Annotated in this window: 13 protein-coding genes; 9 read left to right on the top strand and 4 right to left on the bottom strand. The window is 71.4% G+C overall.

The window, feature by feature from the left end:
- The first annotated feature begins 65 nt into the window (after nucleotides 1-65).
- The 7 genes from ACFY1U_RS10785 (at nucleotide 66) to ACFY1U_RS10815 (ending at nucleotide 8,182) form a co-directional block, all read left to right on the top strand.
- Nucleotides 66-1,268, top strand: coding sequence for a thiolase family protein (locus ACFY1U_RS10785; RefSeq protein ID WP_390693765.1), 1,203 nt, complete (start codon nucleotides 66-68; stop codon nucleotides 1,266-1,268).
- Entirely contained in the window at nucleotides 1,265-1,939 is a 675-nt protein-coding gene (locus ACFY1U_RS10790; RefSeq protein WP_390693767.1) for a 3-oxoacid CoA-transferase subunit A, read from the top strand. Before ACFY1U_RS10785 ends, ACFY1U_RS10790 begins: the two co-directional genes overlap by 4 nt.
- Before the next feature lie 56 nt (nucleotides 1,940-1,995).
- Nucleotides 1,996-2,649 carry a 3-oxoacid CoA-transferase subunit B gene (locus ACFY1U_RS10795; RefSeq protein ID WP_390694504.1) on the top strand — a complete coding sequence of 218 codons (654 nt, stop codon included), beginning with the start codon at nucleotides 1,996-1,998 and terminating at the stop codon, nucleotides 2,647-2,649.
- A 394-nt stretch (nucleotides 2,650-3,043) separates the two neighbouring features.
- Nucleotides 3,044-3,712 (top strand): pyridoxamine 5'-phosphate oxidase family protein, encoded by a 669-nt coding sequence (locus tag ACFY1U_RS10800; RefSeq protein ID WP_390693768.1) that lies wholly within the window; start codon nucleotides 3,044-3,046, stop codon nucleotides 3,710-3,712.
- Nucleotides 3,713-3,898: 186 nt separating this feature from the next.
- Complete coding sequence (locus tag ACFY1U_RS10805; RefSeq protein ID WP_390693769.1) at nucleotides 3,899-4,708, top strand: intradiol ring-cleavage dioxygenase; 810 nt, start codon at nucleotides 3,899-3,901, stop codon at nucleotides 4,706-4,708.
- 334 nt (nucleotides 4,709-5,042) lie between these two features.
- The gene (locus ACFY1U_RS10810; protein WP_390693770.1) at nucleotides 5,043-7,325 is read left to right on the top strand and encodes an ATP-binding protein; all 2,283 of its coding nucleotides are present in this window, start codon (nucleotides 5,043-5,045) and stop codon (nucleotides 7,323-7,325) included.
- A 128-nt stretch (nucleotides 7,326-7,453) separates the two neighbouring features.
- Complete coding sequence (locus ACFY1U_RS10815) at nucleotides 7,454-8,182, top strand: MgtC/SapB family protein (RefSeq protein ID WP_390693771.1); 729 nt, start codon at nucleotides 7,454-7,456, stop codon at nucleotides 8,180-8,182.
- Nucleotides 8,183-8,265: 83 nt separating this feature from the next.
- Here the strand turns inward: ACFY1U_RS10815 and ACFY1U_RS10820 are convergent, their stop codons facing one another.
- Genes ACFY1U_RS10820 through ACFY1U_RS10830 form a run of 3 tightly spaced genes read right to left on the bottom strand, consistent with a single transcriptional unit; the run spans nucleotide 8,266 to nucleotide 10,588 of the window.
- Entirely contained in the window at nucleotides 8,266-9,123 is an 858-nt protein-coding gene (locus ACFY1U_RS10820; RefSeq protein WP_390693772.1) for a phosphatase PAP2 family protein, read from the bottom strand.
- The gene (locus ACFY1U_RS10825; RefSeq protein ID WP_390693773.1) at nucleotides 9,120-9,938 is read right to left on the bottom strand and encodes a polyphosphate polymerase domain-containing protein; all 819 of its coding nucleotides are present in this window, start codon (nucleotides 9,936-9,938) and stop codon (nucleotides 9,120-9,122) included. Before ACFY1U_RS10825 ends, ACFY1U_RS10820 begins: the two co-directional genes overlap by 4 nt.
- Nucleotides 9,935-10,588, bottom strand: coding sequence for a DUF4956 domain-containing protein (locus ACFY1U_RS10830; protein ID WP_390693774.1), 654 nt, complete (start codon nucleotides 10,586-10,588; stop codon nucleotides 9,935-9,937). The genes ACFY1U_RS10825 and ACFY1U_RS10830 overlap by 4 nt, the downstream gene beginning before the upstream one ends.
- A gap of 151 nt (nucleotides 10,589-10,739) precedes the next feature.
- On the opposite strand from ACFY1U_RS10830, the gene ACFY1U_RS10835 reads away from it, so the two are divergent.
- Both ACFY1U_RS10835 and ACFY1U_RS10840 read left to right on the top strand, forming a co-directional pair.
- Nucleotides 10,740-11,411 carry a response regulator transcription factor gene (locus ACFY1U_RS10835; protein WP_390693775.1) on the top strand — a complete coding sequence of 224 codons (672 nt, stop codon included), beginning with the start codon at nucleotides 10,740-10,742 and terminating at the stop codon, nucleotides 11,409-11,411.
- Nucleotides 11,408-12,781: an ATP-binding protein gene (locus ACFY1U_RS10840; protein WP_390693776.1), complete on the top strand. Its 1,374-nt coding sequence runs from the start codon at nucleotides 11,408-11,410 to the stop codon at nucleotides 12,779-12,781. The genes ACFY1U_RS10835 and ACFY1U_RS10840 overlap by 4 nt, the downstream gene beginning before the upstream one ends.
- Nucleotides 12,782-13,394: 613 nt before the next feature.
- Here the strand turns inward: ACFY1U_RS10840 and ACFY1U_RS10845 are convergent.
- Nucleotides 13,395-13,853, bottom strand: a complete 459-nt coding sequence (locus ACFY1U_RS10845; RefSeq protein ID WP_390693777.1) for a MarR family winged helix-turn-helix transcriptional regulator — start codon at nucleotides 13,851-13,853, stop codon at nucleotides 13,395-13,397.
- Nucleotides 13,854-13,899: the final 46 nt, after the last annotated feature.

The raw sequence follows: 13,899 nt of genomic DNA on the forward strand, positions 1-13,899 counted from the left end.
TGGGTGATGGATTGAGCGAAACTGAGTATTGGACGAGATCAATCCGGCAGACCTACGGTGCATCCATGGTTGCCAGCTTCATTTACGCCGCAGTCAGGACGCCGTTCGGACGATTCGGTGGGGCGCTCGCCGACGTCCGGCCCGACGACCTCGCCGCCATCGCCGTCTCAGGAGCCCTGGCCAAGGCACCGTCTCTCGACCCGGCCCTGATCGACGACGTGGTGTGGGGCAACGCCAACGGTGCGGGCGAGGACAACCGCAACGTCGGGCGGATGGCCGTCCTCCTGGCGGGCCTGCCCACCTCGGTGCCGGCCACGACCGTCAACCGGCTCTGCGGCTCCTCGCTCGACGCGGCGATCATCGCCTCTCGTGCCGTCGAGAGCGGCGACGCCGACATCGTCCTCACCGGCGGTGTGGAGTCGATGACCCGTGCGCCCTGGGTGCTGCCCAAGCCGTCACGCGCCTTCCCGGCCGGCCATGTGACCGCCGTGTCCACGACCCTGGGCTGGCGGCTGGTCAACGACCGCATGCCCAAGGAGTGGACCGTCTCACTGGGCGAGGCGAACGAGCAGCTGGCCGACCGGTTCGCCATCGGGCGGGAGCGGCAGGACGAGTTCGCCGCCCGCTCGCACCAGCTCGCGAACGACGCCTGGAACGCGGGTTTCTACGACGACCTGGTCGTTCCGGTCGTACAGGACGGGGAGGTCCGTCTCCACGCCGACGAGGGCATCCGGCCCGGTTCCACCCCGGAGAAGCTGGCCGGGCTCAAGCCGTCGTTCCGCCCCGACGGCGTCATCACCGCCGGCAATGCCTCGCCGCTCAACGACGGCGCGTCCGCCGTGCTGATCGCCTCGGCGAGGGCCTCGCGGCACATCGGTCTTGCGCCTCTGGCCCGGATCGCCGGGCGCGGGGTGTCGGCGCTGGACCCGCAGATGTTCGGGTTCGCGCCGGTCGAGGCGGCCGAGCGGGCCCTGAAGCGGGCCGGGATCTCCTGGTCGGACGTGTCGGCGGTCGAACTCAACGAGGCGTTCGCCGTGCAGTCGTTGGCCTGCGTGGACGCCTGGAACATCGATCCGGCCCTCGTGAACACCAAGGGCGGCGCCATCGCGATCGGCCATCCGCTGGGCGCCTCGGGTGGCCGGATCCTCGGCACCCTCGCCGCGCGGCTGCGCGAGTCGGGGCAGCGGTGGGGCGTCGCCGCGATCTGTATCGGCGTCGGACAGGCCCTCGCGGTCGTCCTGGAGAACGTGTCGGAGACGAGCCGATGAGCGTTCAGGTGTGCGCGGACGCCGACGAGGCCGTGTCGGGCATCGAGGACGGGGCGACCGTGCTGGTCGGAGGGTTCGGCATGGCCGGGATGCCGGTCGAGCTGATCGACGCCCTCATCCGGCAGGGCGCGAGCGAGCTGACGGTGGTGTCGAACAACGCGGGCAACGGCGACACCGGGCTGGCCGCACTGCTGGCCAAGGGCCGGGTGCGCAGAATCGTGTGCTCCTTCCCCCGCCAGTCGGACTCGTGGGTCTTCGACCGGCTCTACCGGGAAGGGCGGATCGAGTTGGAGGTCGTACCGCAGGGCACTCTCGCCGAACGGATGCGCGCGGCCGGGGCCGGCATCGGGGCGTTCTTCTCCCCCACGGGCGTCGGTACGCCGCTCGCCGAGGGCCGGGAGACCCGGGAGATAGCCGGCCGTACCTATGTCCTGGAGTACCCGATCAGGGGCGACGTCGCGTTGATCGGCGCGCACCGGGCGGACCGCATGGGCAACCTCGTGTACCGGAAGACCGCCCGCAACTTCGGGCCGGTCATGGCCACCGCCGCCACCACGGTCGTGGCGCAGGTCGGCGAGATCGTCGAGGTCGGTGCGATCGACCCGGAGGCCGTGGTGACACCGAGCATCTACGTCGACCGCATCGTACGAACGGGAGGGCCGGCAGCGTGAACACGACCACTGCACCGGTGGAGCACCTCGACCGCGGGCCGCTGGACAGGGGCGAGATGGCCGCCAGGGTCGCGCGCGACATCCCGCACGGCTCCTACGTCAATCTGGGCATCGGCCAGCCGACGCTGGTCGCCGACCACCTCCCCCAAGGGTCGGGTGTGGTCCTGCACACCGAGAACGGCATGCTCCACATGGGCCCCGCGGCCGGCCCGGGCCAGGTGGACCCCGATCTCACCAACGCGGGGAAGATCCCGGTCACCGAACTGCCCGGAGCGGCCTACTTCCACCACGCCGACTCCTTCGCGATGATGCGCGGCGGCCACCTGGACATCTGTGTGCTGGGGGCGTTCCAGGTCTCGGCCGTCGGTGATCTGGCCAACTGGCACACCGGCGCGCCCGACGCGATCCCCGCCGTCGGCGGCGCGATGGACCTCGCGATCGGCGCCAAGAAGGTCTTCGTGATGATGACGCTGTTCGCGAAGGACGGCTCGCCCAAGCTGGTGCCGGAGTGCACGTACCCGCTGACCGGGCTGGGCTGCGTCGACCGCGTCTACACCGACCTCGCGACGTTCCGCGTGGGCCCCGAAGGCGCCACCGTGGTGGAAACCTTCGGCATCGCCTATGCCGATCTCGCGGCGCGCCTCGACGTTTCACTTCCGTCGCTACGTCCTACACGGTCCGCCCAGTCCCCGGAGCCGGACGTCGCTTGAGGGAACGCCCCGTACCTTCCCTCTTTCTGGTCCTCTGCGTCTGGCCCCGAGGGTTCCTCGGCAGCTCGCACGAGGTTTCCTTCCAGGCGTTCCAGGGCGAGCAGGGCCTGGGCACACTCGGCGTCGGAGAGGCTCTCGGTCGTGAGGTCTTCGAGTTCGCTCCAGACCCGCTCGCCCTCCCGACGCGGGGCACGGCCGGCAGCCGTGGGCGGACAAAGCCGGCCTGTTCCAGGCCGCGGACCGTCCGGGTCATGGTGGCGGTGTCGGAACCATCAGGCGCACAAGCCCGCGGCCGCCCCTCGAAGAGCCCTGCGAGCGACCTGCTCTAGTCTCTCCTACGCGGCCGTGGCGCTCCTCGGCTGGTGCCCTGAAGGAATCGCTGTCAGGAGGACCGTTGGATCACGACGAGCGGGTCGACCGGCCCGGAAGCCACGGCGAACACCGGATGCAGCGTGAGTTGGGCACCCTCGACCGCGCGGACCGGTTCTACGACGAGCAGGTACTGGACCGGCTGAACCCGCGGATGCAGGAGTTCGTGGCCCGCCAGGAGATGTTCTTCCTCGCCACGGCGGACCGCCACGGCGAGTGCGACAACACGTTCCGGGCCGGACCGCCCGGTTTTCTCCGGGTACTTGACGAGACGACCCTGGCGTACCCGGAGTACCGCGGGAACGGAGTGATGGCCTCGCTCGGCAACATCCGGGAGAACCCGCACGTCGGCATCCTGATGATCGACTTCTCTCAGGACCGTATCGGCCTGCACGTCAACGGCCGGGCGCAGTTGGTCACGGACGAGGCGATGCGCCGGAGGTATCCGCAGCTGCCGGTCGACCCGGTGCCGGGCCGCCGCCCCCAGATATGGGTGGAGGTGGAGGTCGAGGAGGCCTACATCCACTGCTCGAAGCACATACCGCGCCTGGTCAAGGCACCGCTGCGGCAGAACGGAAACGGCGATACGGCCGCGGGCGGTGAGCAGGCCTGGGGCACGGACGACGTCAAGCGCAAGGGCGGCGACTACTTCGGCGCCGCAGCGGAGTCGGGGAGGCGGCTGCCTTCCCGCTGACGACCAGCCTGTGGATCGCTTCGGCAACCCCCGGGCATGCGGCTCCAAGCCCGAATGCCGTCGAGAGCCACGTCCGGCATCCGGCCGGGCACCGAGCGGACGCGGGCGCCGTGCGTTTCGTAACACGCCCGATTCACCGGTCATCCGATCGATCCCACGCACCTCCGCGCGCGCCATTCTCACTGCATGACTGACACCCCCCGCCCCCATTCCACAGAACGCGAGCGCGCACCCGAGCCGACCGGCGGCTCGGGTGGTGCGAGCCGCAGAACCGTCATCGCCGCGCTGGGCGGTGCGACCCTCTCAGCGGCCGCCCTGGGGCTCACGTCCGGGCAGGCGGCCTCGGCCGCAGCCCGGAACGACGCTGCCCCGGCCCGGCAGGCCGCCGACTGCGTTCTCACGCCCGAGCAGACCGAGGGGCCGTACTACCTGGACCTGGAGACGGTCCGCAAAAACATCACCGAGGGCAAGTCCGGCGTGCCCCTCACCCTCCGCGTCAAGGTGATCGACACCGCGACCTGCTCCGCGCTGCCCGGCACGGCGGTCGACATCTGGCACTGCGACGCCCTCGGCGTCTACTCCGGCTACGTGGCCGGCGGCTCCACCCCGGACACGACGTTCCTGCGCGGTGTGCAACTGACCGACGCCGGTGGTGTCGCCGAATTCACCACCATCTATCCCGGCTGGTACGTCGGCCGTGCCCTCCACATCCACGTCAAGACGCATGTCGGCGGCACCGTCGCCAACGGTGAGTACCAGGGAGGCCACGTCTCCCACACCGGGCAGCTCTACTTCCCGGAGACGTACAACAGCAGGGTCGCCGCTTTGGCTCCCTACCGGAACAACACGGCCACGCGGACGCTCAACGCCAGGGACGGCATCTACCGCAACGGCGGGTCCTCCACTCTGCTGACGCTCACGCAGGTCGGCAGCGACCTCGGCAAGGGAGTGACCGGCACCGTTGTGCTCGGCATCGATCCCGACGCCGTGCCCTGACCGTGCCACCGACCGCCCATGCCTGCCGCTCGCAGTCGGACATCCCAGTACGTCGACGACGAACGTGAGCCTCGCATCCGGGCATGGGCGGCCGCAATGCGGGGATGACCGGAGCATGACATGCGAGTCGTGCGGTGCGCCGCTGACCGGTCGCCCCCGCAGTGGTCGACCGGCTCGCTACTGCTCCGGCGCATGCAGACAACGGGCGTTCCGGCAACGCTCGGCGCGCCCGGATTCGAGCGGGGCGCGGACAGCCGCGTCACCGCCCGCGCAGAGCGCTGCCTCCTCAGCCACCGCTCAGGACCGCGGCCTGCCCCGGGCCCTCGACTCCTTCGTGGGCCGGCGCGCCGAGCTGTCACGGCTGCGCGCACTGCTGAGGACGTCGCGGCTCCTGACGCTGACCGGTGCCGGCGGCGTCGGCAAGACACGGTTGGCGCTGGAGTTCGCCAGAGGCCTGCCCGGCCGCCACGGTCGGGTCGACCTGGTCGAACTCGACGTGCTGCGTGACGGCGCCGCGCTCGCACCGTCCGTCGCCGCCGCGCTGGCCGTGGGTGAACGGGCCGGACGATCCGGTGTCGACGTCCTGGTCCACGCGATCGGCGACGCCCGTCGGCTGCTGATCCTGGACAACTGCGAGCACCTGGCCGAGGCGTGTGCCCGGCTGATCGCGACCCTGCTGAGTCACTGCCCTCGGTTACGGATCCTCGCCACCAGCCGGGAGGCCCTGCGGGTGCCCGGGGAGACCGTGCTGCGCGTCGGCGAGCTGTCGCTGCCGCCGGCCGACGCCTCAGACGACCCGGACGTGCTTCTACGAGCCGACGCCGTCCGGCTGTTCGTCGAGCGTGCCTCCAGCTGCTCACCAGGGTTCACGCTGCATCGCGGAATCGGCCGGACGGTTGCCGAGATCTGCCGCAGACTGGACGGCCTCACGCTCGCCGTCGAACTGGCGGCCCGCAGGGCCGGGACGCTTCCGCCGCGCGACATCCTGGCAGGACTGGGCGACCAGATGTCCCAGCTGTCCCTTCTGTCGGGCGGACACAGGACCGGCCCCGGGCGCCACAGCGAGCTGGCCGCCGCGATCGACTGGAGCCACCGCCTGCTCGACCCGGCCGAACAGGCCGTCTTCCGGCGCCTCGCGGTCCTCGTCGGCGGCTTCGACACGGCTGCGGCGCGGGCCGTCTGCGCCGACGACGGCATCCCACCGTCGCGGATACTCGGCGTCCTCTGCGCCCTCGAGGCCAAGTCCCTGATCGCACCTCTCCCGGGAGACGCGGCGGGGGATGCGGAGACCGCACGTTTCAGACAGCTGAGCACCATCCGCGCCTACGCTCTGGAGCGCCTGCTCGCATCCGGCGAGTCGCACGGCACCAGGCACCGGGTCCTCGGGTGGCTGAACGGACTGACGGACCGGGCCGGCGACGAGGTGTTCCCCGACCAGGCCGGCAGCCCGCTGGCCGAGGAACGGGACAACCTCGCGGCGGCTCTGGCCGACACCACCGGTCACGACGGTGTCTCGCGCCTGCGGCTGGAGCTGGAACTGGCGCGCGTGCACTACGAGCAGGAACAGCCGTCCGCCGCCCGCGCGTTACTGACCGGACCGCTGCGGGAAACCGGCGTCCCGAAGCTCGGCGGGGCGCCAGCGGCACTCGCCGCGCGCGTGGCCTGCCAGCGGGCCGATCCGGCGCAGGCGCTGCGCCTCGGCGAGCAGGCGGTGGCCGTGGAGCGCACGCGCGCTCACCCCGCCGGACTTGCCAACGCCCTGGACGCGCGGGCCGCGGCGCGGCTGTGCCGCGGGGAATTCGACGCGGCCGTAGACGATCTGCGGGAGTGTCTGGAGGTCGTCGGCACGCTGGACAGACCCGGGGACACCGCGTGGTGCACCCATCATCTGGCCTGGGCTCTGCTCCAAGCAGGCGGGGCGCCGGAGGCCGACACCCTCATGTCCCGCTGCTTGCCCGTGCTCAAAAGCACCGCCCCGTGGAACCAGGTCGCCGCCGCTCTGCACACGGCGGGCGCCGTGCGGCTGGCCCTGGGGCAACTGGAAAGCGCCGAGGCGCTGTTCGGCGAGGTGCTGCGGATCGTCCCCGAAGCGAGTTTTCACGCCCTCTACCCGGTGGAGGGCCTGGCGCTCGTGGCCGCCGAGAGCGGAGACACGCGACGGGCCCTCCTGCTGTACGAGGCGAGCGCACAGGCACGCCGCCGACTCGACACCGTCTCCGAGGCTCCCTGGCGACGCCAGGTGGAACGAACGGTGACCCGTATCAGCACCCGGCTGCGGGCATCCGCTCGGGACGCGGCCGTCAGCGGCGGCCGCCGGCTGCCCCCGGATCGACTTGTCGCGTACGCCCTGCGGACAAGGAGCACCGATCACCGAGCGGCGACGCACGCCACGGAAGTCGTCGACGGCCGATCGGCACTCACCGGAAGGGAGTTCATGGTGGCCGAGCTCGTCGCCGACGGCCTGACCAACCGTCAGATCGCTGAGCGTCTCGGTCTTTCGGTCCATACGGTCGCCACTCACCTGGACAAGGTGCGCGACAAGCTGGGCTTGCGGTCACGCACACGGATCGCCCTGTGGGTGGCCGCTCGGACCAAGGCCGGAGACACATCCGTGTGAATCATCAGACATGTCCGGTGCAGCATGCCGACGTGCTGCCTTCCGGCCCCGTGACCCCGACCTGTCGGACTGGTCACAGCCTTGGTCTCCGTCCTCGGGGTAGACGCCCTTGATGGACGGAGGTGCGTGTGACCGGACTGGCGGTCCCGCTGTGGGACGTGGACAACGGACAGGGCCTGCGTCAGCTGGCCGAACTGGGCCTCGCCCTGCTGCTGTCCAGCCTCATCGGCTGGGAACGGGCGGCCCAGCAGAAAAGCGCGGGCCTGCGCACCCACACTCTGGTCGGCATCGCCAGCGCCCTGATGATGGAGGTCTCCCAGCACGGCTTCACCAACGTCCTCGGCCTCGACAACGTCTCCTTCGACCCCTCCCGGGTGGCGGCCCAGATCGTCTCCGGTATCGGCTTCATCGGCGGCGGCCTCATCTTCGTACGACGGGACGCCGTCCGCGGTCTGACCACCGCCGCAACGATCTGGCTCACCTGCGCGGTCGGCATGGCCTGCGGCGGGGGCCTGCCCATCCTCGCCTGCGCCGTCACCGCCCTGCACTTCCTCGTCGTACGGGGCTATCCCCTGCTGGCCGACCGTCTGATACCCGGCGCGACCGCGTCGACCTTCGAACTGCGCATGACCTACCGCACGGGCACCGCCCTGCTGCCCCAGCTCATGGAGACCTGCACCCGGCGCGGCTTCCGCATCCTCCAGGTCAAGGTCGACCGCCTGCCCGGCCGAACCGACCCCGCCGCACGCGTCCTGCTCGAACTGGAGGGCACCACCGACGCCGGCCCACTCACCGCCGAACTGTTCCAGAACGACGGCGTGATCGACGTCGAGATGACCGCGGCCACCGACGAATAGGCGCGAGCACCTTGAGCACGTAACCGCTGCTGCCCGCCCCAGGTGAGTCGCGGGGCGGGCGGAGCGCCGAGGTGTCGCGGATGTCAGTGTCCGCTGACGGTGAGCTCGTAGTCGCCGATCAGGTCGCCGAGCAGCGTGCCGGCGGTCAGGTCGCCGGCGACGTGGCCGGCCATGTACAGGCGGGAGTAGAGGACTTCGGCCCGCATCCACTCGTATTCCTGGGCGCGATGCGGGGAGAGGGCGCTGAGGAAGGTGACCGCCGCGGCGGAGCGGGTGGCGTGGCGGGAGGGGTAGGAGTAGGGGCCCTTGGCGCCGGGCTTGATGTGCTTCTCGGGGCGCAGGGTGGGGTCCACCACGAACGGGGCCGGCTGCTTGTCCTTGGCCGCCACCTGGTCGCTGATGGTCTTGGCCAGTTTCAGCGCGGCCTTGAGCCCGGCCTTCTCCGCCGCGCCCTGCCCGGCGGGGATCAGTTCGCGCTGGTCGTGGAGGTAGAGCTTCCAGATGTCCTTCTTGCCGTACAGCTCCAGCCAGGTCGCGGCCTTCTTCCCCGCTGCCGTGCGGGTCTTCGCGAGCTGCTGGTCCTGACGGAGTTCGGCGGTGCGCTCCTTCGCCGACGGCGGGGCGGGCACCTGTTGCGCGGCCCAGGCGGCGAACGCCTTGTCGTCGCGGGTGGTGCCGTGTGCGGCCTTCCAGTGCGCAAAGAGGGCGTCGGCCTTCTTGCGCTGGTCCGTCGCCTGCTTGCCGATCGTGGCGATGTCGGCGTCGGTGAAGAGTGGGGGCGGCGGGTTCTGCTTGATCAGTGCCGTGGCGCCGGGCTTCTTCGCTGAGCCGCCGGTGGCGGCCGAGACCAGCTGCGGTCGCACCACGCCGACCGCGACCGCCGCGACGGCAAGCACTGCGATCAGGGCGTACGGCCATGTGATGCCGCGCAGGACGTTCATGCGGCGGAGGTCCTTTCGTAGAGCGGTACCGTGCCGGCCGCGCTGGTGAAGTGGGCACGGGCGAGGCGGCGTACGTCGTTGTCGGGGAGGCCGGGGGTGAGCAGGGACTGTGCGACGACGTACTTGCTGAGGGAGACGGGCCTGCCGCCCAGGGCCAGCAGCAGGCGGTCGGCCGGGGCCGGCCGGACCCCGCCCTTGGTCTCGACGAGCACGTGGCCGGAGTCGAGCGCGACGGCGCGGTCGCCGTGATGGCAGGTGAGGGCGCCGTCGAGGGTGACGCGGGTGCCGCGGTCCAGGTCGGCGAGGGCGGCGCGGACGTAGCGGATCTCGGCGGCGGGTGCCAGCTCCTTGGCCGCGACCGGGATGCCGGCCCCGGCCAGCGTCTCGTCGACGAACTCGGCCGCCTGGGCGCCGAGATGGCCGTACGCGGCGGCCGGGATGGTGAGGGCGTGCTTGACCGTGGCGCCGCGGCCGTCCTTGGTCTTCACCTCGACCCGGCACAGCCCGTCCTCCGCGTACAGGCGGGTGCGGACCTTCCAGCGCCTGCGCCGGCCCTGGACATGCGCGCGCCAGGCACCGAGCTGCTCGGTGTCGAAGTAGGCGCTGAGGTAGTTCGTCGTACGACGGCCGGCCAGGTCGAGAACGTGGTGAGTGCCGGCGAGCCGGGCGACGAGGTCGCGTGCCCGGTCGAGCGGGACGAGGTACTTGCGGTCGATGCGATGCTGCAGGGCCGCAACCGCGTCGACCTCGGCCAGCGTCGCGCCGCGCAACGCGGAAAGGCCCAGACCGGCGGCGACGGAGGGCGCGGAAGTCATGACGCCGTCACCTGCTCGCGCGGATCGGCGTCCGGGGCCGCGACGGCCTCACCGGGCTGAACGGGATAACGGGCGGAGACCCGGGTGGTCTCACGGACATAGTCGACCTCGTCGACGTCCACGGACAGCGGGGCCCGACCGAAGCGGAGCGCCACGTCGTGGGCGATGAGCGCGGGCTCCGGGTAGATCCGGTCGAGGGTGAGCCTGACCGTACGGGTCGGCGGCTCGTAGGCCTTCGGGGCGTCCACCAGCAGCACCGCCAGCAGCACCACGGCGTCCAGTACGGCCACCAGCCACATCTGCCGGTGCGGAAGCCCTGTGCACAGGGCGATGACCAGGGTGACGAAGGTGTAGGCGACGTCGCGCAGGGTGAAGGCCGCGCTGCGCAGACGGACCAGGGAGAGGATGCCGAAGAGGCCGAAGCCGACCCCGGCCGGGAACTTGCCGGCGCTGATCGTGCTCATCGCCGCGAACAGGCCGGTGTTGAGCGCGGCCAGCACCAGGGGCATCGCCGGTACGCTGGGCCGGCGCCGGTAGAGCCGGCCGACCAGGATCAGCAGCGCGATGACGTCGAGACCGCCGCGGGTCATCAGGTCCATGGGCGCGATGTGGCTGGTGATGCCCTTGGCGGCGAGCATCAGTGCGTGCATGACTGTCCCTTCCGTCCCGGCACGTCGGACGGCGGACCGGTCGCGGTCCGCGGTGCACCGCGACCTGAACGACGGTAGGGATGTCACATGAACAGACCATGAAGCCTTCCGGCGCCCGGAGCCGGTGCCCCGGGCGGCTAGCCTGACCGGCATGCACTGCCTGGTCGTCGACGACGAGACGCGCCTCACGGACCTGGTCGTCCGCTACCTCACCGAGTCCGGTCACACCGCGGAGGGGCACTACGACGGCCCCTCCGGCCTGGCCGCCGCCCGTGACCCGCGCGTGGACGCCGTGGTTCTCGACGTCATGCTGCCGGGGATGGACGGCGTCGAGGTGTGCCGGGCGCTGCGCACCGAGGGCATCGACGTCCCCGTCGTCCTGCTGACCGCCCGCGGCGCGATCAGCGAGCGGGTCGCCGGTCTCGACGCCGGCGCCGACGACTACCTGGTCAAGCCGTTCGCCATGGAGGAGCTGCTGGCCCGGCTGCGGGCCATCTCCCGACGCCGCCCCGAGTGCTCCGCCCGCCTTCAGGTCGGCGACCTCGCCCTGGACCCCGAGCAGCAGCGGGCCTGGCGGGCGGAGACCGAACTCGAACTCTCCCGGCGCGAGTTCGATGTCCTGAGAGTGCTCATGGAGAACGCCGGCCGGGTGGTGACCCGCCTCCAGCTGCTCGACGAGGTCTGGGACGGCGAGGCCGACCTGCGCAGCAACGCCATCGACGTCCACGTCTCCAAGGTGCGCGCCAAGGTCGACCGCGCCTTCGACCGTACGACGATCACGACCCTGCGCGGACGTGGCTACCGCCTGGAGACCGCCCCGTGAAGCTGCGTCACCGGCTCGGATCCTGGTTCCGGCGGCTGCCCGTGGTCACGCGACTCGTGCTGGCCGTCGCCGTCACCATGTCCCTGGTGCTCACCGGGGCTGCCGGACTGGTCTACTGGCGGGTCGAGACCGCCCTGGACCGGCAGCTGAACGACGACCTCACCACCTACCAGCGCAGCCTGGACCAGGCGGTGCGCGCCGGAACCAAGCTCCCGCCCGGACCCAGCGGCAGCCTCCAACAGGTCCTCGACGGACAAGGCCGCGTCCTGCGCTCCAGCGACGCCCTCCGCCACGAACTGCTGCTCACCGCCGCCGAGATGGACGCCGTCACACACGGCGCCACCGTCCGGCGGGATGTCGGCTCCCTGCTCCCGATCACCTCGGACACCCTGCGGCTGCAGGCCAGGCACGTCACGGCGGGCGGACAGACCCGGATCGTGGTCGCCGCCGTGCGGCGCGGCCACCGCGACGAGGCGCTGCGTGAACTCCTCGCCCAGCTGGCGATCGCGTCCGGCCTGACGCTGATAGCGGCCTCGTACGTCGGCTACCGCACCGCCCGCGCCGCTCTGCGCCCCGTCGAGCGCTACCGCACCGCGGCAGCCACCCTCGCCGACGGCGTCCAGAACACGCGCCTGGAGGTGCCCGCGGACCACGACGACGAGATCACCCGCCTCGGCCACACCCTCAACCACATGCTCGACCGCCTCGATGCCTCCGCGGAACGCCAACGCCGGTTCGTCGCGGACGCCAGCCACGAACTGCGCACCCCGCTGACCTTGATGCGCGCCGAACTCGACGTCGCCCTGCACCGCCCCCGCTCGGCCGGGGAACTCACCGACACCCTGCGCTCCGTGGACACCGAGGTCCAACGGCTGATCGACCTCTCCAACGCCCTCCTCGACCTGGAGGAACTCGGCAGCACCGGGCACATCGCCCCACTGCCCGTATGCCTCGCCGACCTGCTCGACACCGCTGTCGCCGCGCACCGGCGCACCGCCGAGCGGGCCGGACGCGCCCTGATCGTCGACGCTGCCCGCGTGACCGTCGACGTGGACGCCCGCTGGCTGCGGCCGGCCATCGGCAACCTCGTCGACAATGCCCTGCGCCACGGTCACGGGGCCGCCCGTGTCACAGCTGCCGTCGAGGACGGCAGGCTTCGACTGTGTGTCACAGACGGGGGCCCCGGCTTCGCACCCGATTTCCTCCCCCGGGCCTTCGACCGCTTCGCACGAGCCGAAGCGAGCCGCACCGGCGAGGGCTCCGGCCTGGGCCTCGCCTTCGTACAGGCGGTGGCCACCGCCCACGGCGGAACCGCACACGCCGAGAACACCGGGCAGGGAGCCACCGTCACGCTCGACCTGCCCTGCTGATCCATGGCGGCGCCGACGGCGAGCACCGACACGACGGCACCGGTTGCGGCGGTGCCGAGCCCGGCCACCCGGCCCCAAACCGGGAGGAGCACCACGCCGACCGCGAGGGCCGCGGCCGGCGCGCCGGTCGGGGCGAGGAAGGGCGGGTCGGGCAGGCGAGCGATCGAGACCAGCAGACCGAGCAGTCCCATGGCGATGTCGAGCGGGCCGCCAGCGGGCGTACGGCAGTTACGGGTTCTGCAAGTCGATCAGCCGCACACTCGGCCCGTTGCTGGCGTGGGGCGGCTGGTGATGGCGGGGCCGACGACGAGACCGGCAGGACTGGTACCACCAGCAGGCACAGCCACCTTCGCAGCGGTGGCCTGGGCGGTGGCCGCCTGATGGGAATCCGCATCTTCATGGGCGGACCTACGCCTCCGCCCTGCTCTCCGTGTACGGCGACGTTTTCTGCGCCCGCGCTGGGACGAGGACGAGGAGAAGGCGGTCGAGCTCGTCGGGTCCACGCCCGAAGGCAGAGGCATCGCTGCCTTCCTGGGCCCCCGTCATCCCGCCCGTACGCCGGCTGCACTCCCCCTCTGCGCACGCGAGTTTCCGCGCCGGCGGGGGAGAACACTCAACCCTGCGGGTGACTTGACACTGCCGCGGGCAGCCCGTCCACCGTCGCCGTGAGGACAGACAGCAGTCGGGCGAGTTCTCCCTGGTCGCCCACGGCGTCGAGGAGCCGGGTCTGGTCGGAGTGGACGCGACGGGCGGCACGGTCGTGGAGGATGCGGCCTCGCGCGGTCAGATGGAGCAGGACGCGGCGGCGGTCCTCGGGGTCGGGGCGACGGTAGACCAGGTTGCCGGCGACCATGCGGTCGACCAGCTTGGTCAGACTGGGCGCCGGCATCAGGACCTGCTCGGCGATCCCGGTCATCGGATGGCCTTGCCCGTCGGCGACGGCCGCCAGGACACGCCACTCCTCCACCGAGCAGCCCTCCTGCGCCAGCACCCCCGCCAAGCGCTGCACGAGGCGTCGCTCGGCATGGCTGAGCAGGTGGGCAAGGTCCGGCGAGGAGGATTCGGACGGCATTGCCGGTGTCCTTCCACTAGGTCTACTGTCTGGGCAGATTACGAGC

The organism is Streptomyces sp. NPDC001351 (genome assembly GCF_042896045.1).
Lineage (GTDB): Bacteria > Actinomycetota > Actinomycetes > Streptomycetales > Streptomycetaceae > Streptomyces.